General features: G+C 63.1%; 21 protein-coding genes. 12 read left to right on the plus strand and 9 right to left on the minus strand.

Going from position 1 to position 24,090, the window contains the following annotated elements; genetic code table 11:
* Together LOZ77_RS08810 and LOZ77_RS08815 are read right to left on the minus strand one after the other, a co-directional pair.
* Entirely contained in the window at window positions 1–2,334 is a 2,334-nt protein-coding gene (locus LOZ77_RS08810; RefSeq protein WP_230281741.1) for a 3-hydroxyacyl-CoA dehydrogenase/enoyl-CoA hydratase family protein, read from the minus strand.
* Window positions 2,334–3,467 (minus strand): thiolase family protein, encoded by a 1,134-nt coding sequence (locus LOZ77_RS08815; RefSeq protein ID WP_230281742.1) that lies wholly within the window; start codon window positions 3,465–3,467, stop codon window positions 2,334–2,336. Before LOZ77_RS08815 ends, LOZ77_RS08810 begins: the two co-directional genes overlap by 1 nt.
* Before the next feature lie 407 nt (window positions 3,468–3,874).
* On the opposite strand from LOZ77_RS08815, the gene LOZ77_RS08820 reads away from it, so the two are divergent.
* The 5 genes from LOZ77_RS08820 to LOZ77_RS17880 all read left to right on the plus strand — a co-directional run bounded on the left by LOZ77_RS08820 (window position 3,875) and on the right by LOZ77_RS17880 (window position 8,831).
* A complete protein-coding gene (locus LOZ77_RS08820; protein ID WP_230281743.1) occupies window positions 3,875–4,249 on the plus strand; it encodes a DUF2147 domain-containing protein in 375 nt (124 codons plus the stop codon).
* A 50-nt stretch (window positions 4,250–4,299) separates the two neighbouring features.
* Entirely contained in the window at window positions 4,300–5,598 is a 1,299-nt protein-coding gene (locus tag LOZ77_RS08825) for an OmpP1/FadL family transporter (protein ID WP_230281744.1), read from the plus strand.
* A gap of 68 nt (window positions 5,599–5,666) precedes the next feature.
* Window positions 5,667–7,325, plus strand: coding sequence for a long-chain fatty acid--CoA ligase (locus LOZ77_RS08830; protein WP_230281817.1), 1,659 nt, complete (start codon window positions 5,667–5,669; stop codon window positions 7,323–7,325).
* Window positions 7,326–7,512: 187 nt separating this feature from the next.
* Window positions 7,513–7,872, plus strand: a complete 360-nt coding sequence (locus tag LOZ77_RS08835) for a MerR family DNA-binding transcriptional regulator (protein WP_230281818.1) — start codon at window positions 7,513–7,515, stop codon at window positions 7,870–7,872.
* Between the two features lie 200 nt (window positions 7,873–8,072).
* Window positions 8,073–8,831, plus strand: coding sequence for a hypothetical protein (locus LOZ77_RS17880; RefSeq protein ID WP_304506020.1), 759 nt, complete (start codon window positions 8,073–8,075; stop codon window positions 8,829–8,831).
* 30 nt (window positions 8,832–8,861) lie between these two features.
* On the opposite strand, the gene LOZ77_RS08850 is transcribed toward LOZ77_RS17880, so the two are convergent.
* Window positions 8,862–10,040 carry a DUF2279 domain-containing protein gene (locus tag LOZ77_RS08850; protein ID WP_230281746.1) on the minus strand — a complete coding sequence of 393 codons (1,179 nt, stop codon included), beginning with the start codon at window positions 10,038–10,040 and terminating at the stop codon, window positions 8,862–8,864.
* 191 nt (window positions 10,041–10,231) lie between these two features.
* The gene (locus LOZ77_RS08855; RefSeq protein ID WP_370638075.1) at window positions 10,232–12,217 is read right to left on the minus strand and encodes a ribonucleoside-diphosphate reductase subunit alpha; all 1,986 of its coding nucleotides are present in this window, start codon (window positions 12,215–12,217) and stop codon (window positions 10,232–10,234) included.
* A gap of 465 nt (window positions 12,218–12,682) precedes the next feature.
* Here LOZ77_RS08855 and LOZ77_RS08860 point away from each other — a divergent pair, with 465 nt between their 5' ends.
* On the plus strand, window positions 12,683–12,919 hold the full coding sequence (locus LOZ77_RS08860; RefSeq protein ID WP_230281748.1) for a GlsB/YeaQ/YmgE family stress response membrane protein: 237 nt from the start codon (window positions 12,683–12,685) through the stop codon (window positions 12,917–12,919).
* Here LOZ77_RS08860 and nadB read toward each other — a convergent pair.
* Entirely contained in the window at window positions 12,916–14,520 is a 1,605-nt protein-coding gene (gene nadB, locus LOZ77_RS08865; RefSeq protein ID WP_230281749.1) for an L-aspartate oxidase, read from the minus strand. The genes LOZ77_RS08860 and nadB overlap by 4 nt on opposite strands.
* 267 nt (window positions 14,521–14,787) lie before the next feature.
* Here nadB and LOZ77_RS08870 point away from each other — a divergent pair, with 267 nt between their 5' ends.
* Window positions 14,788–15,969 (plus strand): acetyl-CoA C-acyltransferase family protein, encoded by a 1,182-nt coding sequence (locus LOZ77_RS08870; RefSeq protein WP_230281750.1) that lies wholly within the window; start codon window positions 14,788–14,790, stop codon window positions 15,967–15,969.
* 153 nt (window positions 15,970–16,122) lie between these two features.
* On the opposite strand, the gene LOZ77_RS08875 is transcribed toward LOZ77_RS08870, so the two are convergent.
* Entirely contained in the window at window positions 16,123–16,602 is a 480-nt protein-coding gene (locus LOZ77_RS08875; protein ID WP_230281751.1) for a glutathione peroxidase, read from the minus strand.
* A 118-nt stretch (window positions 16,603–16,720) separates the two neighbouring features.
* On the opposite strand from LOZ77_RS08875, the gene LOZ77_RS08880 reads away from it, so the two are divergent.
* The gene (locus LOZ77_RS08880; protein WP_230281819.1) at window positions 16,721–17,518 is read left to right on the plus strand and encodes a glutaredoxin family protein; all 798 of its coding nucleotides are present in this window, start codon (window positions 16,721–16,723) and stop codon (window positions 17,516–17,518) included.
* Window positions 17,519–17,531: 13 nt separating this feature from the next.
* On the opposite strand, the gene LOZ77_RS08885 is transcribed toward LOZ77_RS08880, so the two are convergent.
* Entirely contained in the window at window positions 17,532–18,368 is an 837-nt protein-coding gene (locus LOZ77_RS08885) for an outer membrane protein assembly factor BamD (RefSeq protein ID WP_370638064.1), read from the minus strand.
* Between the two features lie 184 nt (window positions 18,369–18,552).
* Between LOZ77_RS08885 and LOZ77_RS08890 the strand changes: the two genes are divergently transcribed.
* Together LOZ77_RS08890 and LOZ77_RS08895 are read left to right on the plus strand one after the other, a co-directional pair.
* The gene (locus tag LOZ77_RS08890) at window positions 18,553–19,401 is read left to right on the plus strand and encodes a metallophosphoesterase family protein (protein WP_230281752.1); all 849 of its coding nucleotides are present in this window, start codon (window positions 18,553–18,555) and stop codon (window positions 19,399–19,401) included.
* 115 nt (window positions 19,402–19,516) lie between these two features.
* A complete protein-coding gene (locus LOZ77_RS08895; protein ID WP_230281753.1) occupies window positions 19,517–19,822 on the plus strand; it encodes a hypothetical protein in 306 nt (101 codons plus the stop codon).
* Window positions 19,823–19,841: 19 nt separating this feature from the next.
* Here LOZ77_RS08895 and LOZ77_RS08900 read toward each other — a convergent pair whose 3' ends face one another.
* Complete coding sequence (locus LOZ77_RS08900) at window positions 19,842–20,306, minus strand: helix-turn-helix transcriptional regulator (RefSeq protein ID WP_230281754.1); 465 nt, start codon at window positions 20,304–20,306, stop codon at window positions 19,842–19,844.
* A 105-nt stretch (window positions 20,307–20,411) separates the two neighbouring features.
* Here LOZ77_RS08900 and LOZ77_RS08905 point away from each other — a divergent pair, with 105 nt between their 5' ends.
* Window positions 20,412–21,092 (plus strand): murein L,D-transpeptidase catalytic domain family protein, encoded by a 681-nt coding sequence (locus LOZ77_RS08905; protein WP_230281755.1) that lies wholly within the window; start codon window positions 20,412–20,414, stop codon window positions 21,090–21,092.
* 152 nt (window positions 21,093–21,244) lie between these two features.
* Here LOZ77_RS08905 and lepA read toward each other — a convergent pair whose 3' ends face one another.
* Entirely contained in the window at window positions 21,245–23,065 is a 1,821-nt protein-coding gene (lepA, locus tag LOZ77_RS08910) for a translation elongation factor 4 (RefSeq protein WP_230278836.1), read from the minus strand.
* A 142-nt stretch (window positions 23,066–23,207) separates the two neighbouring features.
* Between lepA and LOZ77_RS08915 the strand changes: the two genes are divergently transcribed.
* Complete coding sequence (locus LOZ77_RS08915) at window positions 23,208–24,023, plus strand: alpha/beta fold hydrolase (RefSeq protein ID WP_230278837.1); 816 nt, start codon at window positions 23,208–23,210, stop codon at window positions 24,021–24,023.
* Window positions 24,024–24,090 lie beyond the last annotated feature (67 nt).

Below are 24,090 nucleotides of genomic sequence, written 5' to 3' on the forward strand. Positions count from 1 at the left end.
TCAGTTGCGAAGCGGCTTGCCGGTTTCGAGCATATGCTCGACCCGGGCCTGCGTGCGGGGATCGCGGACCAGCGCCATGAATTTCTCGCGCTCCAGCGCCAGAATATCGGCTTCGGTGACGATATCGGTCAGATCCGCGTCGCCGCCCGTCAGCACCTCTGCCAGCGCCTCGGCCACCACGGCATCATAGGGCGTGGCCATGCCGCGCTTGCGGAACCCCTCGACCGCCAGCATCAACGCCGCCTTGCCGCTGGGGCCGGGCAGCTGGAATTCGGGCGGTTCGGGCGGGGTATAGCCATCGGCCAGTTCCAGCGCCTTTGCCTTGGCGTCGGCCAGCAGGCGGTCGCGGTTCATCGTCACCCCGTCGCTGTCGCGCAGGAAGCCATAGCCCTTGGCCTCTGCCGCCGATTTGGCGACCGTGGCGGTCGATACGATTTCGAACACCTTGGACACGGCGGGCATCGGGCCCTTGGGCTGGCGCGGGTTCTTGCGCCAGCGGTCGATCATCTCGCCGCAGCCGCCCCATCCCGGGACGATGCCGACACCGCATTCGACCAGCCCGATATAGCTTTCGGCATGGGCCTGCACCGCATCGGAATGGAGCAGGATTTCGCACCCGCCGCCCAGCGCCAGACCGGCCGGCGCGCTGACGACGGGGAACGGGGCGTATTTCAATGCCTTATAGGCATCCTGCCCGCCCGCGACCAGTTTCTCGATCTCGCTCCACGCCGCGATATTCACCGCGAACATGGCAAGGCCCAGATTGGCGCCGGCAGAGAAATTATCGCCTTCGTTATAGACGACCAGCGCCTTGTAATCACTGGCCACCAGCGGGATCGCCTTGCCGATCAGCTTCATGACCTCGCCGTCGAGCGCGTTCATCTTGCCGGTGAATTCGAACACCGCCACGCCGTCGCCCGCGTCCCACAGCGCGGCAGAGGCGTTTTTCATCAGCGGTTTGGCGTTCAGCTTGATGTCTTCCAGCAGCAGCACGCCATCGGCGCGCACGACATCGTGATAGTCCCCGTCAAGGCCCAGATACTGGCGCGTCCCGTCCTCTATGCGATAGAACGGACGCTCGCCCGCGGTCGTAAGGATAGCGGGAACCTCGCGGCCTTCGTCGGCCAGACGTTTGGCCAGCAGGCCCGGACCCAGCCGGTCGATCAGTTCGAACGGGCCGTATTTCCAGTTATAGCCCAGCTTCATCGCATCATCGATGGCGACGACATCATCGGCGATCTCGCCCACCAGCGACGCGGAATAGGCCAGCACCTTGCCCAGCACTTCCCAGGCATAATCGCCCACCTTGCCGGGGGCGGCGACCAGCGCGGCCAGATCGCGTTCCGCCTTGCCGGGCAGGCGCGCGGGCTTCGCGGGTTCGCGATATTCGCCGCTGTCCAGATCGACGGCGTATTTGGTGCGGGTTTTCTTGTCGAAGCGGTAAAAGCCCGAACCCGATTTGCGGCCCGTGCGCCCTTCGGCGATCATGCGTTCGATCAGCGGCTGGTCGCGCACCGTATCGAAATAGGGATCGCCTTCGGGCAGGTTCGCCGTCAGGCTTTGCGACAGCAGCGGCATCAGGTCGATACCGACAAGGTCGATCAGCCCGAAAATACCGGTCTTGGGAATGCCCATGGGGCGCCCGCCGATCTGGTCAGCCTCTTCCACCGTCAGCCCCTGATCCATCGCGGCATTGACCGCGACCGACAGCCAGTATGTGCCGATGCGATTGGCGATGAAGCCGGGGGTGTCCTTGGTCGGCACCACGCGCTTGCCCAGCTTGCGGTCGACGAAATCCTCTACCCTGTCGGCCACGGCGGGATCGGTGTGCGGGCCGCGCACGATCTCGATCAGGCGCATATAGCGCGGCGGGTTGAAGAAATGGGTGATCAGGAAGTCACTGCGAAACTGTTCGGTCCGCCCGTCGACCAGCTGTTCCAGCGGAATGGTCGATGTGTTGGACGACACTGCCGCGCCGGGCTTTTTCAGCTGTTCCAGCCGGGCATAGAGGCCCTGCTTGATGTCCAGCCGCTCGACAATGGCCTCGACGATCCAGTCGCATTCGGCCACGCGGTCGAGGTGGTCGTCGATATTGCCGGTTTCGACCAGCTTTGCCGCTGCCTTCGACATGAAAGGCGCCGGATCGGTTTTCAGCATTTTCGCAACCGCGCCCTTGGCCACGGCATCGCGATCATCGCCGTCCTTGGGCACGATATCGAGCAGCAGCACCGGCACGCCCGCATTGGCGACTTGCGCGGCGATGCCGGCACCCATGGTGCCCGCACCGATCACGCAGACTTTTTCGATCTGCCCAGCTTCGATCTGCCCAGCCATTATACGGCCTCCAGAACCGTGGCGATGCCCTGACCGCCGCCGATGCACTGGGTGGCCAACGCGTATTTGCCGCCCTCGCGCTTCAGCAGCGATGCCGCCTTGCCCACGATGCGCGCGCCGGTCGCGCCCAGCGGGTGGCCGATGGCGATGGCGCCGCCGTCCAGATTGATCTTCGACTGGTCGAGGCCAAGGTCGCGGATGCAGGCCAGCGACTGGCTGGCGAAGGCCTCGTTCAGTTCGATCACGTCAAGCTGGTCGGCGGTGATGCCCGCCCGCTCCAGCGCCTTGCGGCTCGATTCGATGGGGCCAAGGCCCATGGTTTCGGGGTTGCAACCCGACACGGCGACCGACTTGATCCGCGCAAGGATGGGCAGGCCATGTTCCTTCGCATATTCCTCGCTGGTGACAAGCACCGCGCTTGCCCCGTCGGTCAGCGGAGAGGATGTGCCCGCCGTAACCGAACCCTCTGCATCGAAGGCAGGCTTCAGACCGCCCAGCGCGTCCGCCGTCGTGCCGGGGCGCGGGGTGCCGTCGGTGTCGACGGTGCCGTTCTTCGTTTCGATGGGCACGATCTCATCATCGAAATGGCCGGCAGCGACTGCCGCCGCGGCCTTGTCCTGGCTGGCCACGGCAAAGGCGTCCTGCTCCTCGCGGGTCAGCTGGTATTTCTGCGCGACATTTTCGGCCGTCTCGCCCATCGACATATAGGCCGCGCTTTTCTTGGCCAGCGCCGGATTGGGCATGGGATTGAACCCCGTCATCGGCACACGGCTCATGCTTTCGATGCCCGCGCAGATGAACGCCTCGCCCGCGCCCAGCTGGATCTGGCCCGCCGCGATGTGAATGCTGCTCATCGACGAACCGCAGAAACGGTTGACCGTCATCCCGCCGACCGAGATCGGCAGATCGGCCAACAGGCCGACCAGGCGCGCGATATTGAACCCCTGCTCGCCTTCCGGAAAGGCGCAGCCCATCACGATATCCTCGACATCTTCGGGTTTGACGCCGGTCTTTTCGATCAGGCCGCGGATGGTCTGGGCAGCCAGATCGTCGGGCCGGACACGCGCAAGTGCGCCCTTGCCTGCCAGATGGAAGGGGGAACGGGCATAGCCCGCGATGACGACGTTACGCATGGATCGAAACCTCTCCGGATGTTTCGTGACTCGATGGTTGAGTCGGTGAATAACCTAATGGTGGCTAAATTGACCTATACGTCAAGTGGCCAGTGGATTTTTGTTTTCAAGACCGGCTCACCCAAGGCGTAGCCACTATGACCGGAACCACCCTGCCCTGCCAACCGTTCCGGACTTGTCACCGCTTCAACTGCCCAATTCTGCAACGATTGGTCGCATATGTGACTATTCTAACGTTTTGACACCTTGACTAACCTATACGTCACCCTGATGTATGAGCTCAACCGATTCGCCATCACGATGGCCCGAATATCGGACCCCCATGTGACGCCGGACCAACCGGCGCGCTTGTCGAGAGGATTTGCATGTCGATCATTTTCTCCCTGCTCGCAGCAGGGGCAGCCACGATGGCAACCGCCGCACCCGACGATGTCGTGGGCCGCTGGAAGACCGAAAGCCGTGGCGGCATCGTCGAAATCGCGAAATGCGGCAGCTCGATCTGCGGAAAGCTGGTCAGTTCCGACGGGCTGAAGGCCGATCCCGCGCTGAAAGACGTCAACAACAAGGACGAAAGCCTGCGCAGCCGTCCGCTGAAGAACCTTGTCCTGCTGAAAGGGTTCACCCGCAAGAAGGACGAATGGTCGGGCGGCACGATCTATAATGCCGAGGATGGCGGCACCTATAAGGCCACCATCACCATGCAGGACGCCGATCATCTGAAGCTGAAGGGCTGCATCGTCTGGCCGCTTTGCAAAACCCAGACGTGGACTCGCTTGAACTGATCCGCGTCCGGCAACCGAACAATCAAAGTTACCATCCAGGAGACATCCGAGTGAACACTCGCCTGAAATATCTGATCACTGCCTCGACCCTCGCGGCGGGCCTTGCCGTGCCGCAGGTCGCCAGCGCAGGCGGTTTCTATCTGCAGGAACAATCGGTGCGCGGCGCGGGCCGTGCCTTTTCGGGCGAAACCGCCGACACGGGCGCCGCTTCGCTGTGGTGGAACCCTGCCGCCATCGGCGGGATCGACCAGATCGAGGGCCATTTCGCCGTCAGCGTCATCCTGCCCAGCGCGGATATCGAGAATAACAATACGCTGATCGTCCGCCCCCAGCAGCAGCCCGCCCCCGTCGGCGGCGACCAGCTGTCGAGCGATCCGATCGAAACCGGCGTGCTGCCCGCGGGCGCGGTCGCCATGCCGATCAACGACCGCCTCTCGGTCGGCCTTGCCGTTTCCTCGCCCTACAGCTTCACGACCGATTACGATGCGACCAGCTGGGTGCGCTATACCGCGTTGAAGAGCCATTTGCGCACTTACGACATCCAGCCCTCGGTCGCCTATATGGTCACCCCCGAGCTTAGCGTCGGTGCGGCGCTGAACATCGAATATTCGGATGCGGAGCTGACCAATGCGCTGCCCAACCTGTCGGCGGCGCTGCCCGATGGCGAACAGGCGCTGAAGGGCGACGGCTGGGATCTCGGCTGGTCGGCGGGCGTGCAATATCGTTCCGGCCCGCTGATGCTGGGCGCGGCGTACAAGTCCAGCGTCAAGCACAGGCTGTCCGGCACGCTGACCCAGTCCGGCCTGCTTGGCCCGCTGGAAGCGAGCAACGGGGTGATCGAAACCGACGCCACCTTCCGCACGCCGTGGCAGGCCAGCGTCGGCGCGCGCTATGCCGTTTCGGACCAGCTGACCCTGAACGCACAGGTCGTTCGCATCGGCTGGGGCGAATTCGACGCGATCCGCCTTGGCGAACCCGTCAATGCCGCCATCCCCGAAGATTACCGCAATACGTGGAGCTTTGCGGGCGGCGTCGATTATGCCGTGTCCCCCGCATGGACCGTGCGCGCCGGCGTCCAGCATGACCAGACCCCCACGCAAAGCGGCGACCGCGACGCGCGCGTGCCCGATGGCAACCGCTGGAACTTTGCCGTCGGCACCAGCTATGACGTGACCCCGGGCTTCACCGTTGACGCGGCGTTCAACTATCTTGCCATCGACGATGCGACGATCGACCGGACGACGGCCGCCTATGCCGGAACGCCGGTACAGACGCCGATCATCGTCGACGGCACGGCCAGCAATGCCAATGCGCTGATCTTCTCGCTTGGCGGCCGGTTCGCATTCTGATCGGGGAGCAATAATTCATGAATTCAGCAGCGGCCTCCTCCGGTCTGACACTCACTAATCCGGAGGACATGACGCCGATGGATGGGCCCGCCTATGGCAACAGGCTCATCACCGACCTGCTCGACAGGGCGGTCGAACGTTTCCCCGAGCGTATCGCCATCGACTTCATGGGCCGCTGCTGGACCTATTCGGACATCGGCGATCTGGTCGCGCGCGCGGCGCGCGGCCTGCAGGATGCGGGGTTGAAACCGGGTGACCGGTTCGGCCTGTGCCTGCCCAATTGCCCCTATTTCGTGGTGCTGTATTTCGCCGCGCTGCGGGCAGGCGCGATCGTCGTCAATTTCAACCCGCTTTATACCGAAAGCGAGCTGGAGCATCAGATCAGGGATTCGGGCACGCGTTTCATGGCGGTGCCCGATCTGGCGATGATCCACGACAAGGTGGAACATGTCGCCGCCTCTGCCGGTCTGGAACGGATCGTGCTGTGCCCGATGCGCGACATGTTGCCGTTCCTGCAGGGGATCGGTTTCGCTCTGGTCAAGCGGCGGGACCATGCGACCATCCGGGACAAAAGCCTGCACATCCGGCTGAAAGCATTGCTGGCCAATCGCGCCGCGCCGGATCCGGTAAACAGCAAGCCCGACGATGTGGCGGTGCTGCAATATACCGGCGGCACCACCGGCGTGCCCAAGGGCGCGATGCTGACCCATGGCAATCTGACGGCGAACAGCGGCCAGATGGTGGCGCATGTCAGCGCCGCGTGGCCCGACGAAGCGGGCTGGCAGGCAAAGCAGGAACGCACGCTGGGCGTATTGCCCATGTTCCATGTTTTCGCGCTGACCACCGTGCTCAATTTTTCCATCGATACCGGCGCCGAAATGGTGCTGCTGCCGCGGTTCGAAATGGATCAGGTGCTGGCGACGATCAGGCGCAAGCCCCCGACCCAGTTCTTTGGCGTGCCCACGATCTATGTCGCGATGAACGCTTTGCCCGACAGCAAGATACCCGATCTGTCGATGGTGAAATCCTGCATCTCGGGCGGCGCGCCGCTGCCGCTGGAAGTGCGCGAATCGTTCGAACAGCGCACCGGCGCCAGCGTGGTGGAGGGGTATGGCCTCTCCGAAACCTCGCCCATCATCACCTGCAATCCGCTGCGCGGGCTGGTCAAGGACAACAGCTGCGGCCCTGCCTTTCCCGGCACGGTGATCGAGATTCGCGATCCCGAAAACCCCGGCAATCTGATGCCGCAGGGCGAGCGGGGCGAGATCTGCGCACGCGGCCCGCAAGTGATGAAGGGCTATTGGCAGCGCCCCGACGCGACCGAAGCGGTCTTTACCGACGGCGCGATCCGCACCGGCGACATCGGCTATCTGGATAAAGACGGCTATCTGTTCATTGTCGACCGGATCAAGGATGTCATCTTTTGCGGCGGCTATAACGTCTATCCGCGCATCATCGAGGATGCGGCCTATCACCACCCCGCCATTAAAGAGGCGGTCGCCATCGGCATTCCCGACCAATATCGCGGCCAGTCGCCCAAGCTGTTCGTCGCACTGGCTGAAGGCGAAAGCCTGAGCGAAGACGAGTTGCGCGCCTTTCTGGCCGAACGGCTGAGCAAGATCGAAATGCCGCGCGAATTCGAATTCCGCGAAAGCCTGCCCAAAACGCTGATCGGCAAGCTGTCCAAGAAAGAGCTGGTCGAGGAAGAACGGAAAAAGCTCGCCTGATGGGCTGTCATTTGTCAATCTATCCGATCAGGACGCTGCAAACGGGATCGCGGCGCCGGATAGGCAGTTGGGGACGGACGCAAGAGTGGCGATGAACGGAACGGGCACACAGCCCGTAGTGCACGATGACAGCGATGCCCTGCCTGACAGCGGCGGCGGCAAACATGGCGGCGGCGATAACGCGCTGATGGGCATTCAGGATGTTGCCCGCAAGCTGGGTGTGACATTGCGGACCCTGCGCTTTTACGAGAAAGAAGGGCTGATCAAGCCCGAGCGCGTGGGCACCACCCGCGTCTATACCAAGCGCGAGATCGGACGCATGCAGCTGATCCTGCGCGGCAAGAGGCTGGGCTTTTCGATCCGTGAGATCGGCGAATTCCTCGATCTTTACGACGCCGATCCCGAACATCAGGAACAGATGGAACGGCTGATCGAAAAGGTGCGCGAACGTCTGGCCGAATTGCGCGAACAGCGCGTGGCGCTGGAACTGACGATCGAGGAACTGACCAGCATCGAACGCGAAGCGGCAGCCCGGCTGAAGCGCTAGCGCGGCATAACGCGCGCGGCCCCCTTGTTCCGCGCGCGCATCGCCTCTATCGGTTTCAGCCGTAGCGGATCGGGGGACATCGACTAGCCGCGCAGCGAAATACGAGGTCTATGTCCACGCGCCATCCCCGTGGCCCTTCCCGTCAGAGGGGCCGTTTTCTGGAAAAATTCACCGATCGCTTCGGCGAACGAAGCGTCAGCGTGGCGCTCGCCATCGCGATCGAGGTGCTGCTGATCCTTGCCGTCCTGACGATGGGATCGAACGCCATCGGGGTGAAGGACGGGCAGGAAAACCTGACCAGCATCGATTTCTCTGCCAGCCCCCCACCACCTCCGGCCGAACCGGAGCCCGAGCCTGAGCCTGCCCCGCCAGAGCCCGAGCCGGTGCCCGAAGTGCAGCCCGAACCCGAAGTCCAGCCCGAACCGGAGCCCGAGCCCGAACCCGAACCCGAAATCGTGCCCGAGGAAACGCCCCTGCCCCCGCCGGTTGTGAAGACCCCGAACAAGACCGCCCCGCCCCCGCGGGCGAAACCGGCCCCGCCGCCTCCCAAGCCGGCCCCGCCGATACCCGCGCCCACGACAACCGTTTACGGCCCCATGGCCCCGTCCTCGCGCTCGTCCGTTCCCGACAGCCAGCGCGTGGGCACCGCGCCCGATGGCGAACCGCTCTATGCCGCGCAATGGTATCGCCGCCCGCGCGATGACGAGCTTGGCGGCTATCTCTCCACCGCCAGCGGCCCCGGATGGGGCATGATCGCCTGCAAGACCGCGCCCGATTACCGCGTGGAGGATTGCGTCGCGCTGGAGGAATGGCCGCTGGGATCGAACATCAACCGCGCCATACTGGCCGCCGCATGGCAGTTTCAGGTGCGACCGCCGCGTCTGGGCGGCCAATATCTGGTGGGCGAATGGGTGCGGATCAGGATCGATTACAACACGCGCCATAGCGGCCCGCAATAGGCCGCCCGCCACCGGCGAACGGCGCGGCGGTCAGAACACCAGATCGCCGCGCTGGTCCACCCGCAGCGAGGTATACGGGATCTGCGTGTAATCCAGCGCCGACCATGCCGCCTTGCCGAACTTGCTGTTCGACCCGCCGAACAGCAATTCGCCCACGTTCAGCCCGACGCCCACGAATGCGTGCCGCTTGGGGATCAGCCCCGCCTCGCGGTCCTCCGGTTCGAAATCCGAACCGAAATAGCCGAGCTGCAAATCCAGATAGCGCAGCGGTGTATCGTGCAATTCCTTGAACCCCGCACCTTTCAGCGCGAAGAAGAACCGCTGCTGCTCGAACCTCTTGGGCCCGCTATAGGTCCAGACTTCCTCGTTCGGCATGATCTCGATCTTGAAGGCGATTTTTTCCTTCACCCCCGGCACGGTGTTGCGGATGACCGAAAACCCCGCGCCCAGACCGTTCATCAGAATATCGTTCCACGACCAGCCGCTATCCGGCTCGATCGCGTCGGACAGCTCGTTATAGGCCACGAAACCGAAGGCCAGGGTCGCCGCGGTGACGGCATCGCCCTCTGACGCATTGGCCTTGCGATGCAGGCGGTTGTGCAGGATTTCGGCGGCAAGATAGGTGTTCCACGCATGGGCGAACTTGTCGACGCCGACATATTGCGTGTCCTTGCCGAACCAGCCCTCGTCCTTGAAGTGGAACCCCTCGGTCTCTCCGAACAGCTTGGTGCCCGCGCGGATCGTGAAATAGCCGAACATCAGCAGCGCTTCGGTCTTGATCGCGCCGACCTGCGAGCCGAATGTCGGATGGGTCGCATATTCGCGCGGCACGTGATCGGCCCAGCGGGTCGGCTGCACCAAGGGCGTTGCGGCCGCGACTTGCGGCACGTTGTCGGCCGGCTCCGTCGGCGGCGGGCCTGCGACCGGCGCATCACCGGTTAAATCATCGGTGCCAAAATCATCAGGCTGCGCCAGGCGCTGCCCGCCGGGTTGATGCGCGGCGATTTCCAGCAATTCCCACCGCTCCGCCACTTCGGGCGCCAGCCAGCGCGCACCGTTTTGGCGCAAGGCGATATCGGGGTCGGTATCGGCAAAATCTGCCGACCAGTCGGGAAATTCGCCGTCCAGATCGGCCAGCTCGCCCGCGCGCGCGGCGGTTGTGCCTGCCAGAGTTCCCGCAAAACACATTGCCGCCAGCGCCAGCGACATCGCTGGGCGAGCGGGACAACGACAACTGGCACCGGTGCGCAGCGAATGAAAAGATAGCATTGCCCTCATCAGGCGTGCGCACTTAGTCTTAAAACCGTAACATTTCTACCCGTCTGGCGGAAAAGCGCATGAAAAAGGCCGGCGGAATGCGCTCCGCCGGCCTTTAACCGTTCGACAGGTCTACTCGCCATTTACTGACAGGCGAGGCATTCCTCGTAATCGGTTTCGCCCGAATTCAGCTCGTATTTGGCGGCATCCAGCGTGTTGTCTGCCTCTACACCGCCTGCGAAACCGGCGCGCTGCACCGACTTCGACCGCAGATAATACAGTGACTTGATGCCCATTTCCCATGCGCGGAAGTGCAGCATCAGCAGGTCCCACTTGTCGACATCGGCAGGGATGAAGAGGTTGAGGCTCTGCGCCTGATCGATGAAGGGCGTGCGGTCGGCCGCGAATTCGAGCAGCCAGCGCTGGTCGATTTCGAAGCTGGTCTTGAACACGGCCTTTTCTTCGGGCGTCAGGAAGTCGAGGTGCTGGACCGAACCGCCGCGTTCGAGGATCGAGTTCCACACATTGGTCGAATCCTTCGACTTTTCCGCCAGCATCTTCTGCAGATGCGGGTTCTTGACGACGAACGATCCCGACAGCGTCTTGTGCGTATAGATATTCGCGGGGATCGGCTCGATACAGGCGCTGGTGCCGCCGCAGATGATGCTGATCGACGCGGTCGGCGCGATCGCCATCTTGCAGCTGAAACGCTCCATCGCGCCCATGTCCTCGGCGTCGGGGCACGGTCCGCGCTCCTTAGCCAGCATCATCGATGCCTCGTTCGCCTTGGCATTGATATGCTTGAACATCTTGAGGTTCATGGCCTTGGCCATGGCGCTTTCGAAACCGATGTTCTTCGACTGCAGAAACGAATGGAAACCCATCACGCCCATGCCGACCGAACGCTCGCGCGCGGCGGAATATTTGGCGCGCGCCATTTCGTCCGGTGCGCGGTCGATATAGTCCTGCAGCACATTGTCGAGGAAGCGCAGCACGTCCTCGATGAACAGCTTGTCGCCGTTCCACTCGTCCCACGTCTCAAGGTTCAATGAGGACAGGCAGCACACCGCCGTGCGGTCGTTGCCGAGGTGGTCCTTGCCCGTGGGCAGCGTGATTTCCGAACACAGGTTCGACGTCGAAACCTTCAGCCCCAACTCGCGGTGATGCTTGGGCATCATGCGGTTCACCGTGTCCGAGAACACGAAATAGGGCTCACCGGTGCGCAGACGAACCTCGACCAGTTTCTGGAACAGGGCACGGGCATTCACCGTCGAACGGACCGAACCGTCCTTGGGGCTCTTGAGGTCGAAATCGGCCCCGTCTCGCACCGCTTCCATGAATTCGTCGGTCAGCAACACGCCGTGGTGCAGGTTCAGCGCCTTGCGGTTGAAGTCGCCCGTGGTGGTCCGGATTTCGAGGAATTCCTCAATCTCGGGGTGGTGCACGTCGATATAGCAGGCGGCCGAACCGCGGCGCAGCGACCCCTGCGAAATCGCGAGCGTCAGGCTGTCCATCACCCGCACAAAGGGGATGATGCCGCTGGTCTTGCCGTTCAGGCCCACCGGCTCGCCAATGCCGCGCACATTGCCCCAGTAGGTGCCGATGCCGCCGCCCCGCGATGCGAGCCACACGTTTTCGTTCCACGTGCCGACGATGCCTTCCAGGCTGTCGTCGACGCTGTTCAGATAGCACGAGATCGGCAGGCCGCGTCCGGTGCCGCCATTCGACAGCACGGGCGTCGCGGGCATGAACCACAGCTTCGAGATATAGTCGTACAGGCGCTGCGCATGGTCCTGATCGTCGGCATAGGCATCGGCCACGCGCGCGAACAGGTCCTGATAGCTTTCGCCGGGAAGCAGATAGCGGTCTTCCAGCGTTTCCTTGCCGAATTCGGTCAGCTTGGCGTCGCGGCTGGCGTCGGTGACGATATTGAAGCGGCGCTCGGCCACATCCTTCGACGTCAGCACCTTCTTTTCCGCCGGAGCATCCGTCAGCGCCTTGGCCAGCACCTCGCCCGCCTTTTCAAGCGCGCCGTCGGTTGCCCCGCCGGCTACGGGTGCCGTCTCTACATCGCTGCTGCTCACCTGAACCTCACCGTCATGGCCTGTGTCACCGTTCCTGAAATCCATAGTCGCCGCCCCGTCCTTCAAAATCTCGCATGTGGCGGGGCGCATTTCGGGCCCGGTTGTCATGCAGACCGGATCGTCGAAAATAGCCCCTGCGGCCGATGCAAACCCGTTGCCGCGCCGCCCTGACCCGCCATTCGCCCCTTGTCGGGGATTTCCGGCGGCAGTTTACACTGCACAAGGTCTAGCGGTTCGCTTCATCAGCCGACCGCTAGGGATAGTGCCTCAACCGCTTGGCCAAGCAAGCGCAAGTTTTCCACCGCCTTGCCGCATGACCGGCAAGTGACAGCGCGACCCCTTGGCGCAAGAGCGATGCAAGACCCCAGACATCGTGAAAAAAACTTTTCCACCACTTCGTTGCGGGGTTTCGCCAGCACGCGATATGGGGTCTGACCCGAGGAAATTCCATGAAAGGCCACCGCGAAACGGGCGGGCCGAAACACGAATCAGGCGAAAGGCGAAATACCCATGCTCAATATCATCGGCGCGCTTGTCAGCGGGCTTGTCGTGGGGGCGCTGGCGCGCTGGTTCTATCCCGGCGATGTCGACATGGGATGGATCGAAACGATCCTGCTGGGCATTGGCGGCGCCTTGGTCGCAGGGCTGCTGACCAGCCGCGGCCGCCGCGATTTCAGCCGGCCGGGTTGCCTCGCCTCGATACTGGGTGCGATGGCGCTGATCCTGATCGGGCGGCTGGTGCTTTAGGGCACCAGCAAGGTATCGCGCGCCTCGGGCAGGGTTTCGGGGTAATCCAGCGTATAGTGCAGCCCGCGGCTTTCGTGGCGTTTCAGCGCGGAATCCACGATCAGCCCCGCGCATTGGTGCAGATTGCGCAGTTCGATCAGATCGGTCGAAACGCGGAACGATCCGTAATAATCCTCGATCTCGCGCTCCAGCAGGGCGATGCGGTGCGATGCGCGTTCCAGCCTTTTGGTGGTGCGCACGATCCCGACATAGTTCCACATGAAGCGGCGGATCTCGGTCCAGTTCTGCTTGATGACGACTTCCTCGTCCGCTTCGGAAACGCGGCTGGCGTCCCAGTCGCGGATCGCAGGCGGGCTGTCCAGATCGTCCCAGCAGGCCAATATGTCGCGCGCCGCCGCATCGCCGAACACGAAACATTCCAGCAGCGAATTGGATGCCAGCCGGTTCGCGCCGTGCAGGCCGCTTTCGGTGCATTCGCCCGCCGCCCACAGGCCCGGCAGATCGGTGCGCGCATCCAGCCCGATCAGCACGCCGCCGCAAGTGTAATGCTGCGCGGGCACGACGGGGATCGGTTCCCGTGTCATGTCGATGCCAAGGCCCAACAGCTTTTCGTGGATCGTCGGGAAATGGGTCGCCACGAATTCAGGTGCCTCGTGGCTGATATCCAGATGCACGTAATCGAGGCCGAAGCGCTTGATCTCGCTGTCGATGGCGCGGGCGACCACGTCGCGCGGGGCCAGTTCCATGCGTTCGGGATCGTAAAAGCTCATGAACCGCTTGCCGGTGCGCGGATTGATCAGCCGCCCGCCCTCGCCCCGCACAGCCTCGGTAATCAGGAAATTCTTGACGTCGAGATTATAGAGGCAGGTCGGGTGGAACTGCATCATTTCCATGTTCGACACGCGCGCACCCGCGCGCCATGCCATGGCGATGCCGTCGCCCGTCGCGCCGCGCGGTGCGGTGCTGAACTGATAGACGCGGCCCGCGCCGCCCGCCGCAAGAATCGTGGCGCGCGCGACATGGGTTTCCACCTCGCCCGTGTCCTGATCCATCGCATAGACGCCCCAGACGCGGCCCGATCCCGAATACTTCTCCTCGTGCCGGCCAGTGATCAGATCGATACACGCGCGCCCGGGCAGCAGGGTGATATTGGGGTTCTCTTCCGCCGCCTTCAGCAGCGCGGCCTGCACCGCCCAGCCGGTGGCGTCGTTCACATGGACGATCCGGCGATGCGAATGGCCGCCCTCGCGGGTCAGGTGCAAATCGCCCTCTTCCCGGTTGAACGGCACGCCCATTTCGATCAGCCTTTCGATCGATTCGGGTGCGCGTTCGATCACGAATTCCACCGTCTCGCGCCGGTTCAGCCCTGCGCCCGCGATCATCGTATCGCGGATGTGGTCGTCGAACGTATCGCCCGCGTCCAGCACGGCCGCGATGCCGCCCTGCGCCCATGCGGTCGATCCCGATTGCAGCGTCCCCTTGGCCAGCACCAGCACGCGCAGCCGTTCGGCCAGCACCAGCGCTGCCGACAGCCCCGCCGCGCCCGATCCGATAATGATGACGTCGTGATCGCGCGATCCGGTTCCGGTATTGGGCGTCATGGCTGGTCAGGAATCCTCGAATGTCGTGACGGTCCTTAACGCCGCCGGTATACCGCACCGCCTTGCCACCGCGCGGGGGCGGCAGGCAAGTGTTTCGCAAATCCGCCGGATTGCCGATCGCGCCATGACATTTAACGCTGGAACTGGACTCGCTTTCCGCATCTGCTAACCCCACATCGCAAACGCACCGCTTCCGATGCGATGTTCGGGAGCCGCGTGCCGCATTTCATCCGGCCCGTTCGCGGCCAACGCATAAGAGGATGCACCATGACCGACGTCTATCTCGTCTCTGCCGCGCGCACCGCTGTCGGCACTTTCGGCGGATCGCTCAGCAATGAAAAGCCGGGCGAACTGTGTTCGCAGACCATCAGGGCCGCGCTGGAACGCGGCGGTGTGTCGCCCGAACTGGTCGAACATACCGTCATCGGTTCGGTCATTCCGTGCGAGCCGCGCGATGCCTATGTCGCGCGCATCGCGGCGGTAGAGGCAGGCGTGCCGCATGCCGCCCCCGCGCTGACGCTTAACCGCCTGTGCGGTTCGGGCATGCAGGCGATCGTGTCGGCGGCGCAGCACATCATGCTGGGCGACCACCAGATCGCCATCGGCGGCGGCGCCGAAATCATGAGCCGTGCACCCTATTTCGTGCCGGGCGTCCGGTTCGGGCTGAAGATGGGCGACGGCCAGCTGCAGGACGGCATGCTGGGCGCGCTGCACGATCCGTTCCACCGCTATCACATGGGCATCACGGCCGAAAACGTGGCCGAGAAGTACGAGATCACCCGCGAACAGCAGGACGAATTTGCCGCCGAAAGCCAGCGCCGCGCCATGGCCGCGATCGAGGCGGGCTATTTCAAGGACCAGATCGTTCCGGTCGAGGTCAAGGTGAAGCGCAAGACGGTCGAGTTCGACACCGACGAGCATGTGAAGGCGGGCACCACGGCGGAAACGCTGGCCGGTCTGCGCCCCGCCTTCAAAAAGGACGGCGGCACGGTGACGGCGGGCAATGCTTCGGGCATCAACGACGGCGCGGCGGCGACCATCCTTGCCAGCGAGGCCGCGGTCAAGGAACACGGGTTGAAGCCGCTGGCGCGGCTTGTTTCCTATGGCCATGCGGGCGTCGATCCGGCCTATATGGGCATCGGTCCCGTTCCGGCATCGCAGATCGCGCTGAAAAAGGCAGGCATTTCCAAGGATGTGCTGGACGTGATCGAGTCGAACGAAGCCTTCGCCGCGCAGGCCTGCGCCGTGTCGAAGCAGCTCGACCTCGACCCGGCGAAGGTGAACCCCAACGGTTCGGGCATCTCGCTGGGCCACCCCATCGGCGCGACGGGCGCGATCCTTGTCACCAAGCTGGCCTACGAACTGCAGCGCACCGGCGGCAAATACGGCCTTGCCACCATGTGCATCGGCGGCGGCCAGGGCATCGCGACCGTATGGGAAGCGGTGTGAAACCGCACCGGTTTCGCGGTTGAAAAATCAAAGGGGCGGCTTCGAAAGAGGCCGCCCCTTTTTTGTGGCGTGACGGGTCGGAGGGCGTCGAGCTCGACAATTGTTCAGACAGCTTAGATCACGAACCACGTCCGGCACTATGATCCGCGCGCCCTACAACAACCCCTCCACCACCCCGCGCAATTCCGCGGGTTTGGTCGTCGGGGCGAACCGCTCCACCACCCGTCCGTCGCGGTCGATCAGGAATTTCGTAAAATTCCACTTGATCGCCCTGGTCCCCATCAGGCCCGGTGCCTGATCCTTCAGCCATTTATACAGCGGCGATGCGCCATCGCCGTTCACCTCGATCTTGGCGAACAGGGGGAAGGTCACGTCATAGTTCAGCTTGCAAAAGCTGGCGATTTCCTCGGCATTGCCGGGTTCCTGCTTGCCGAACTGGTTGCAGGGAAAGCCCAGCACGACCAGCCCGCGATCCTGCAAATCGCGATACATCGCCTCCAGCCCTTCATATTGCGGGGTAAAGCCGCACTGGCTGGCCGTATTGACGATCAGCATAACCTTGCCGCGATAATCGGACAGCGCCGCCTCGCTGCCGTCGGGCCGGATCGCGGTGAAATCATAGATGTCGGTCATGGCGCTCTCCCTTGCTGCATCTGCCAGCATTCCCGATCCGCGCCGCGCTGTCCACGGGAACCGCAGCCCCCTGCCGCAGCGTTACATCCATGCACGCCCCCGCAACCGGAAGACCGACATGAACGCGCCCGTCACCCGTCAGACCGCCGATCAGGCCTCCAGCAAGACCGCCCGGCTCTATCGCATGGTGATGCCCGGCCATATCTGCCCCTATGGGCTGAAGTCCAAGGATCTGCTGGAACGCAAGGGCTACCGCGTAGAGGATCACCATCTGACCACGCGCGATCAGACCGATGCGTTCAAGGCGCGGCACGATGTGAAAACCACGCCGCAAACCTTCATCGGGGATGACAGGATCGGCGGCTATGACGATCTGCGCCGCTTTTTCGGCAAGAGCGTGACTTCGGACAAGGACACCAGCTATTGGCCGGTGCTCATGATCTTTGGCATGGGGCTTGCGATGGCCTGCGCCGCTGCGCTTGTCGCGTTCGGCACATTGCTGACAGCGCATACGCTGCGCTGGTTCGTCGCCTTCACCATGTGCCTGCTGGCGCTGCAAAAGCTGAAGGATGTGGAGAGCTTCTCTACCATGTTCCTGAATTACGACCTGCTGGCGCGGCGTTTCGTGCCTTATGCCAAAATATACCCGTGGGCCGAGGGGCTGGCGGGCGTTCTGATGATCGCCGGTATCATGACATGGCTGTCGGCCCCGCTGGCGCTTTTCATCGGCACGATCGGCGCGGCCAGCGTAGTACAGGCAGTCTATATCGACAGGCGCGAACTGAAATGCGCCTGCGTCGGCGGCAATTCCAATGTGCCGCTGGGCTTCGTCTCGCTGACCGAGAACGTTGCCATGATGGGCATGGGGCTTTGGATGGGGGCGAACTGGATGGGGGTGCGGGCCGTTCTGGCCTGATCGAAGCGCCCGATCAGCTGATGAAATCCGCCGCCTTGTCTTCCATCAGCTCATAGGCTTTTTCATACCATTCGCTGCCGGGATAGTTCGCGCCCAACACGGCGGCCGCCTTTTTCGCTTCTTCGGGAAGGCCGATGGCCAGATAGCTTTCGGTCAGACGATAGAGCGCTTCGGGTGCGTGGCTGGTGGTCTGGTATTCGTCGGCCACTTCCTGAAAGCGCATGGTCGATGCCAGCCATTTGCCGTTCTTTTGATAGAACCGGCCGACCGCCATTTCCTTGCCCGCCAGATGGTCGTTCACCAGATCGAGCTTCAGCTGGGAATCGGCGGCATAACCGCTGCCGGGATAGCGGCGGATCACTTCGGTCAGCGCGGTTTTCGCCTGCATGGTGATCGCCTGATCGCGCTGCACGTCGCTGATCTGCTCGTAATAGCAAAGCGCGATCAGATATTGCGCATAGGGCGCGTCCTTGTTGCCCGGATGGATCGACAGGAAACGCTGCGACGCGCGGATCGACGATGTGTAATCGCGCGCCACGTAATAGGAAAACGCGCTCATCAACTGGGCGCGGCGGGCCCATTCGGAATAGGGGTGCTGGCGCTCCACCTCGTCGAACAGGGCGGCGGCCTGCTTGACCTGTCCGCGGTCCAGACGTTCCTTGGCCGCGAAATACAGCGTTTCGACATCGCGTGCGACATAGGCGGTATCGGGCGTATTCGCCCCGCCCCCACTGCCGCCGCATGCCGCGACCATCAGCACCGGCGCGGCCAGCAGCGCGGCGCGCACAGCCATCCGGCCAGAATAAAGGGCGGAACGGCGGACGGCGGGTGCGCGAAGTTGGGCAGTCATGCCGTGGCCTATAGCCCTGCCGCAGATGAACGCCAAGTGAAGTTGGCGTATCCATCCACGGGGTTGGCGGCGTCGCATCATTCCACGGCGACGGACACGATAAAAAGCACGTTTACCGCGCCGGTAATCACCCGGATATCATTGCCTTTCCTGCCGCACATGCGAAGATGGCGCCATGGTCCTGATGAAGAACCTCTTTCCGGCTTCGCTGACCGGGTCCGCGAAGAACATCACCGGCGGTTCTTCCGCACCCGATTTCCGGCGGATTTATGCAATCGGCGATATTCACGGGCGGCTGGACCTGTTCCGCAAGCTGATCGCCGATGTCGCGATCGACAACCGGCTGCGCGATCCGATGGTAACGGGCATCGTTCTGCTGGGCGATGTGATCGACCGCGGGCCGCAATCCGCGCAACTGCTGCGCGCCTGCCGCGAACTGGCCCGCATGACCGACCGCTTCATCATGCTGAAGGGCAATCACGAGGCGATGATGGTCACCGCCCTGCGCCACGATTTCAGCTTTCTGGCGCCGTGGCTACGGTATGGCGGGCGCGAGACTTTGCACAGCTTTGGCATGACCGACGCCGAGATCGACGATCCGGAACCCTTCGACCTTGCCGCCGACGCGCGCCGCCGCATTGGCGAGGACCTGCTGGACTGGGTCGATTCGCTGCCCGTCACGCTGCGCGCGATGGATTATTTGTTCGTCCATGCCGGAATCCGCCCCGGCACCCCCTTGAAAGAACAGGAAGAAGACGATCTCCTTTGGATACGGAACGAATTTCTGAATTCGGAAGAGGACTTTGGCGGGCTAGTCGTGGTACACGGACACACCGTGTTCGAAGGCAAGCCCGGCATCACCGATCACCGCATCGGCATCGATACCGGCGCCTATTACACGGGACAGCTTACCGCCGTGGGGCTGGAACAGGGCGAAGGGTGGATCTTTTCCACCACCGACCCGGACCAGCCACGGGGGCAGGCCGACAATTACGATCCCGTCGCGGAACTGGCACAGACAGGCGAAAGCTGATCCAGCGACCGGCGGGGCGCGTTGCGGCATATCGGGATGGGGGCATTCCGGCGGTCGTTGATGCATGGGACAGTTTCTTCTGCCGGCCTGAGGGGGCAGCGTTGGAGATGATGCGATGGAGCTAGGTCCGATAAGGCCGCGCCGACTTGCCGCCTTTGGCGAGGATGCGCTCGACGCCGATCTTGCCTCGATCCTGACGGATCAGGACGGGCGGCAATCGCCCGTGGCATGGCTGCACGACTGGTGGCACCGGCCCGATATCGAACGCATCTGGCAACCCCCGCCCAGCTGGCGCGACGATCTGAAATATTACGCGATAGCACTGGTCGTTTTGCAACTGGTGCTGATCATCTCGATGATCCTGCGCGACGGTTCGCTTTCGGACGATTTCGGCACGCTTGCCAGCATGGCCGGCATTTAGGGGCCAGCATGGCCGGGATCTAGCCTTCCCCCACCCGCGCGATCAGCGCGTCCAGCGCTGCGCGGCCCGCGCGCAATTCGGGCAGGATCTGGCGCAATTCGTGATTGGTAATCCGCCGCCCGCCCTCGCTATGCGCGGCTTGCATTTCGACGATTCCATGCAAAGCCTCGACAATGGCAAGCGTCGGATTGCCCGCAGCTCCCTTGCCGCCGCCATGCCCCGTCGCCAGACAGCGCACCCCCGCCAGCGCCAGCAGGGGATCGATCGCGCCGGGACCGAATTGCTGCTCGATCCGGATCAGCACGGCAGGGTCCAGCGAAGTCGCCTCTATCCGTGCATTGCGGATCGTGCCTGCCGAACAATCCAATTGATGCGCCATCTGCCGGTCGGACAGCCCCTTTGCCTTGCGAATCGCCGCAATGATGCGCCCTACCGCATGGCGGTAACTGTCGGTCGTAACCGGTGTATCGTTCGGTTTGGCCATGGAATATTTCGCCTTTGACGAATCTTGCCACGTGCAAGATGATGATCGTTCCAGCCCCGCTTTGTCCAAGACCTTGCTTGCATGGTTAGTCTATCTGCAGAAACCATGAATTTCAGCCGCCGTAATTTCATCGCATCCGCATCCACCCTGCTGGCGACCTCCGCCACGGTTGCACGCGCCGCACCGGCACCGCTCGTCTCGCAGCCGGTGGTGCAGCCCGTCGGGCCCGAACCGGTCGCCCTCGATCTGGTGCGCGGCAGCGGCGTGCGGCCCGATCTGTTCATGTCCGCGATGGAGGCGCTGGACCGCCACGGTGCCCGCGTCAGACGCGACCGCATCGGCATCGTCGATTTCTCGGCTCATTCCTCCCTGCCGCGCTTTCACCTCGTCGATCTGGACAAGGGTGAGACGCAATCGCTCCTCGTCTCGCACGGCAGCGGGTCGGACCCGGCCTATAGCGGCTGGCTTCAACGCTTTTCCAACCGTCCCGGATCAAACGCCACGTCCGAGGGCGCCTATGCGACCGCGAACTACTATACCGGCAAGCACGGGCATTCGCAGCGGCTGATCGGGCTGGACCCGACCAACGACAATGCGATGAACCGCGCCATCGTGATCCACAGCGCATGGTATGCCGAACCCGAAATCGTCGAACGCAGCGGCAAGCTGGGCCGCAGCCAGGGCTGCTTCGCCTTTTCGCGCCGCGGACTGGATCAGGTCTTTGCGCATCTGGGCGAAGGGCGGCTGATTTATGCGCGCAAGATGGGCGGCCTGGTGTCTGGCTGATGGGCTGGCGCTGGGCCACGGCAAAGCCGCGGCTGTGACGTCGAACGGCTCGCGCGGGCCTGAGGGCCCGCTTGGCCGCCGGCCGTAATTACTGCCTCTCGCTTACAAGGCTCCGGTCGCTTCGCGATCCTCGCCTTGTGGGCGGGGCATCATTATTCCTCACCCATCCTTAGGGCAGCAATGAAGGCTTCTTGCGGAATACTGACGTTCCCGTATTCCCGCATCCGCGCCTTGCCCTTTTTCTGCTTCTCCAGCAGCTTCTTCTTACGCGTGATGTCGCCGCCATAGCACTTGGCGGTCACGTCCTTGCGCAGGGCTGCGATGGTTTCGCGCGCGATCACCTTGCCGCCGATGGCCGCCTGGATCGGGATCTTGAACAAATGGCGCGGGATCAGGTCTTTCAGACGCTCGCACATGCCGCGTCCGCGTGCTTCCGCCACAGAGCGGTGTACGATCAGCGACAGCGCATCGACCGGCTCGTTGTTCACAAGGATGTTCATCTTGACCAGATCGCCTTCGCGCAGGCCAATCTGTTCATAGTCGAAGCTGGCATAGCCGCGGCTGATGCTCTTCAGCCTGTCGTAGAAGTCGAACACCACCTCGTTCAGCGGCAGTTCGTAGGTGACCTGCGCGCGGCCGCCGACATAGGTGAGGTCTTTCTGGATGCCGCGGCGGTCCTGACACAGCTTGAGGATCGGGCCGAGATATTCGTCGGGCGTATAGATCACTGCCTTGATCCATGGCTCCTCGATACTCTCGATCCTGTTCACATCGGGATAATCGGCGGGATTGTGCAGATAAAGCTCGCGCGCCTCGTCGGTGCGCGATGCGGATAGCTGCAGGCGATAGACCACCGACGGCGCCGTGGTGATGAGGTCGAGGTCATATTCGCGGCTCAGCCGTTCCTGAATGATCTCAAGATGCAACAGGCCAAGGAAACCGCAGCGGAAGCCGAAGCCCAGCGCCGCGCTCGATTCCATTTCGAACGAGAAGCTGGCGTCGTTGAGGCGCAGCTTGCCGATGCTTTCGCGCAGTTTCTCGAAATCGGCGGCGTCGACGGGGAACAGCCCGCAGAACACCACCGGCTGCACTTCCTTATACCCCGGCAGCGCCTGCGTCGCGCCGTTCTTCACCGTGGTGATCGTGTCGCCGACCTTGGCCTGCTCCACTTCCTTGATCTGCGCGGTGATGAACCCGATTTCGCCGGGGCCGAGTTCGGGCAATTGCTCGATCTTGGGGCGCATGCAGCCTACGCGGTCGACCAGATGGGTCGTGCCGCCCTGCATGAACTTGATCTGGTCGCCCTTTTTCATGACGCCGTCCATCACGCGCACCAGAATGACGACGCCGAGATAGGGATCGTACCATGAATCGACCAGCAGCGCCTTCAACGGCTTGGTCCGGTCGCCGCCGGGCGCGGGGATGCGCTTGACGACGGCTTCCAGCACTTCCTCGATCCCGATGCCGGACTTGGCGCTGGTCAGCACCGCGTCCTGCGCATCGATGCCGATAATGTCCTCGATCTCGGCCTTCACCTTCTCCGGCTCGGCAGCGGGAAGGTCTATCTTGTTGATAACGGGCACGATTTCATGGTCATGCTCGATCGACTGATAGACATTGGCCAGCGTCTGCGCCTCCACGCCCTGCGCCGCGTCCACCACCAGCAGCGCACCCTCGCACGCGGCAAGGCTGCGGCTGACCTCATAGGCAAAATCGACATGGCCAGGCGTGTCCATCAGGTTCAGCTGATAGGTAATGCCGTCCTGCGCCGTATAGTTCAGGCGCACGGTCTGCGCCTTGATGGTGATGCCGCGCTCGCGCTCAATGTCCATGTTATCAAGGACTTGCTCGCTCATCTCACGGTCGGTCAGCCCACCGGTGACCTGGATCAGCCGGTCGGCCAGGGTCGATTTGCCATGGTCGATATGGGCGATAATGCTGAAGTTGCGAATGGTGGAGAGGTCAGTGCTCATGGCAGCGCCGTTAGCAGCGTGTTGCCCCCCTGTCAGCAGGGATTGATCGGGCAGAGCGGGCAAACGCATGTTGTCCGCAAGAGCAGGCAGTCTGTCCCGATGGAGGCTGTCCTGCGTTGCACCTGCGTGCTAGCGGGCAGACATGGAATTCGACTATCGCGAGATAAGGGCCGGCGGGCTGACGATGCGTGCCGCCCTACTGGATGGCGGAAACGATGCCGCGCCGCCCTTGCTGATGCTCAACGGCATCGGCTTCAACGCGGAATTGATGGAACCGCTGGCGCTGGCATTGGCGAAACCGGGGCCCGATGCGCCGCTGGGGCGGTCGATCGTCATTCCCGACATGCCGGGATGCGGCGGATCGCCCGATTCGAACGCGCATGTGATGATGTATGCACTGTCCGAGGCCGTGATCGGAATGATGGAGGCGTTACATCCCGGTCGCCACTTCGATTGCATCGGCTTTTCATGGGGCGGCGCGCTGGCGCAGCAGATCGCGGTTCAGGCATCGCGCCGCGTCACGCGATTGGGGCTGGTATCGACCACGTCGGGCCTGCCGCTCGCGCCCGCCAATCCGGATGTGATCAAGCGGCTGTTCGATCCCAAGGAATATGTCGATCCGCGCCGCCTTACCGCCAATTTCCGCGCTCTGCTGGCCGAGGGTGGTGCCAATGCCACGCTGATGCAGCGTTTCCGCACCCCGACCCCGCAAGGGCTGGGCAATCAGCTGCTGGCCCTGACGGGATGGACGGCCGCGCCGATGCTGCCCTTTATCCGCGTGCCGGTCGCGCTGGTGGGCGTGGCGGACGATGCGGTCGTGCCCTATGCGCATCACACCATGCTGGGATGCCTGCTTCCCCATGCGCAAAAGATCGAATTGCGGTCGGGCGGCCATCTTTCCGCGCTTGCCCGGCCCGAACGGGTTTCGCACGCTTTGCGCGAATTTCTTGCCGCCTGACCCCCGCGCCCCCTTTTCATTTGCGAGCCATGCGATAGCCTGTCGCTTCGCACCCGAACGGGGCGAG

Origin of the sequence: Croceicoccus sp. Ery15 (genome assembly GCF_020985305.1) — a bacterium.
Taxonomy (GTDB): domain Bacteria; phylum Pseudomonadota; class Alphaproteobacteria; order Sphingomonadales; family Sphingomonadaceae; genus Croceicoccus.

Bases quoted from the DNA above. Each gene is read 5' to 3' on its own strand.
- LOZ77_RS08810 (WP_230281741.1), bottom strand. From the start codon at position 2,334: ATGGCTGGGCAGATCGAAGCTGGGCAGATCGAAAAAGTCTGCGTGATC.
- LOZ77_RS08815 (WP_230281742.1), bottom strand. From the start codon at position 3,467: ATGCGTAACGTCGTCATCGCGGGCTATGCCCGTTCCCCCTTCCATCTG.
- LOZ77_RS08820 (WP_230281743.1), top strand. From the start codon at position 3,875: ATGGCAACCGCCGCACCCGACGATGTCGTGGGCCGCTGGAAGACCGAA.
- LOZ77_RS08830 (WP_230281817.1), top strand. From the start codon at position 5,667: ATGACGCCGATGGATGGGCCCGCCTATGGCAACAGGCTCATCACCGAC.
- LOZ77_RS08835 (WP_230281818.1), top strand. From the start codon at position 7,513: ATGGGCATTCAGGATGTTGCCCGCAAGCTGGGTGTGACATTGCGGACC.
- LOZ77_RS08850 (WP_230281746.1), bottom strand. From the start codon at position 10,040: ATGTCGCTGGCGCTGGCGGCAATGTGTTTTGCGGGAACTCTGGCAGGC.
- LOZ77_RS08855 (WP_370638075.1), bottom strand. From the start codon at position 12,217: ATGGATTTCAGGAACGGTGACACAGGCCATGACGGTGAGGTTCAGGTG.
- LOZ77_RS08860 (WP_230281748.1), top strand. From the start codon at position 12,683: ATGCTCAATATCATCGGCGCGCTTGTCAGCGGGCTTGTCGTGGGGGCG.
- nadB (WP_230281749.1), bottom strand. From the start codon at position 14,520: ATGACGCCCAATACCGGAACCGGATCGCGCGATCACGACGTCATCATT.
- LOZ77_RS08870 (WP_230281750.1), top strand. From the start codon at position 14,788: ATGACCGACGTCTATCTCGTCTCTGCCGCGCGCACCGCTGTCGGCACT.
- LOZ77_RS08875 (WP_230281751.1), bottom strand. From the start codon at position 16,602: ATGACCGACATCTATGATTTCACCGCGATCCGGCCCGACGGCAGCGAG.
- LOZ77_RS08880 (WP_230281819.1), top strand. From the start codon at position 16,721: ATGAACGCGCCCGTCACCCGTCAGACCGCCGATCAGGCCTCCAGCAAG.
- LOZ77_RS08885 (WP_370638064.1), bottom strand. From the start codon at position 18,368: ATGACTGCCCAACTTCGCGCACCCGCCGTCCGCCGTTCCGCCCTTTAT.
- LOZ77_RS08890 (WP_230281752.1), top strand. From the start codon at position 18,553: ATGAAGAACCTCTTTCCGGCTTCGCTGACCGGGTCCGCGAAGAACATC.
- LOZ77_RS08895 (WP_230281753.1), top strand. From the start codon at position 19,517: ATGGAGCTAGGTCCGATAAGGCCGCGCCGACTTGCCGCCTTTGGCGAG.
- LOZ77_RS08900 (WP_230281754.1), bottom strand. From the start codon at position 20,306: ATGGCCAAACCGAACGATACACCGGTTACGACCGACAGTTACCGCCAT.
- LOZ77_RS08905 (WP_230281755.1), top strand. From the start codon at position 20,412: ATGAATTTCAGCCGCCGTAATTTCATCGCATCCGCATCCACCCTGCTG.
- lepA (WP_230278836.1), bottom strand. From the start codon at position 23,065: ATGAGCACTGACCTCTCCACCATTCGCAACTTCAGCATTATCGCCCAT.
- LOZ77_RS08915 (WP_230278837.1), top strand. From the start codon at position 23,208: ATGGAATTCGACTATCGCGAGATAAGGGCCGGCGGGCTGACGATGCGT.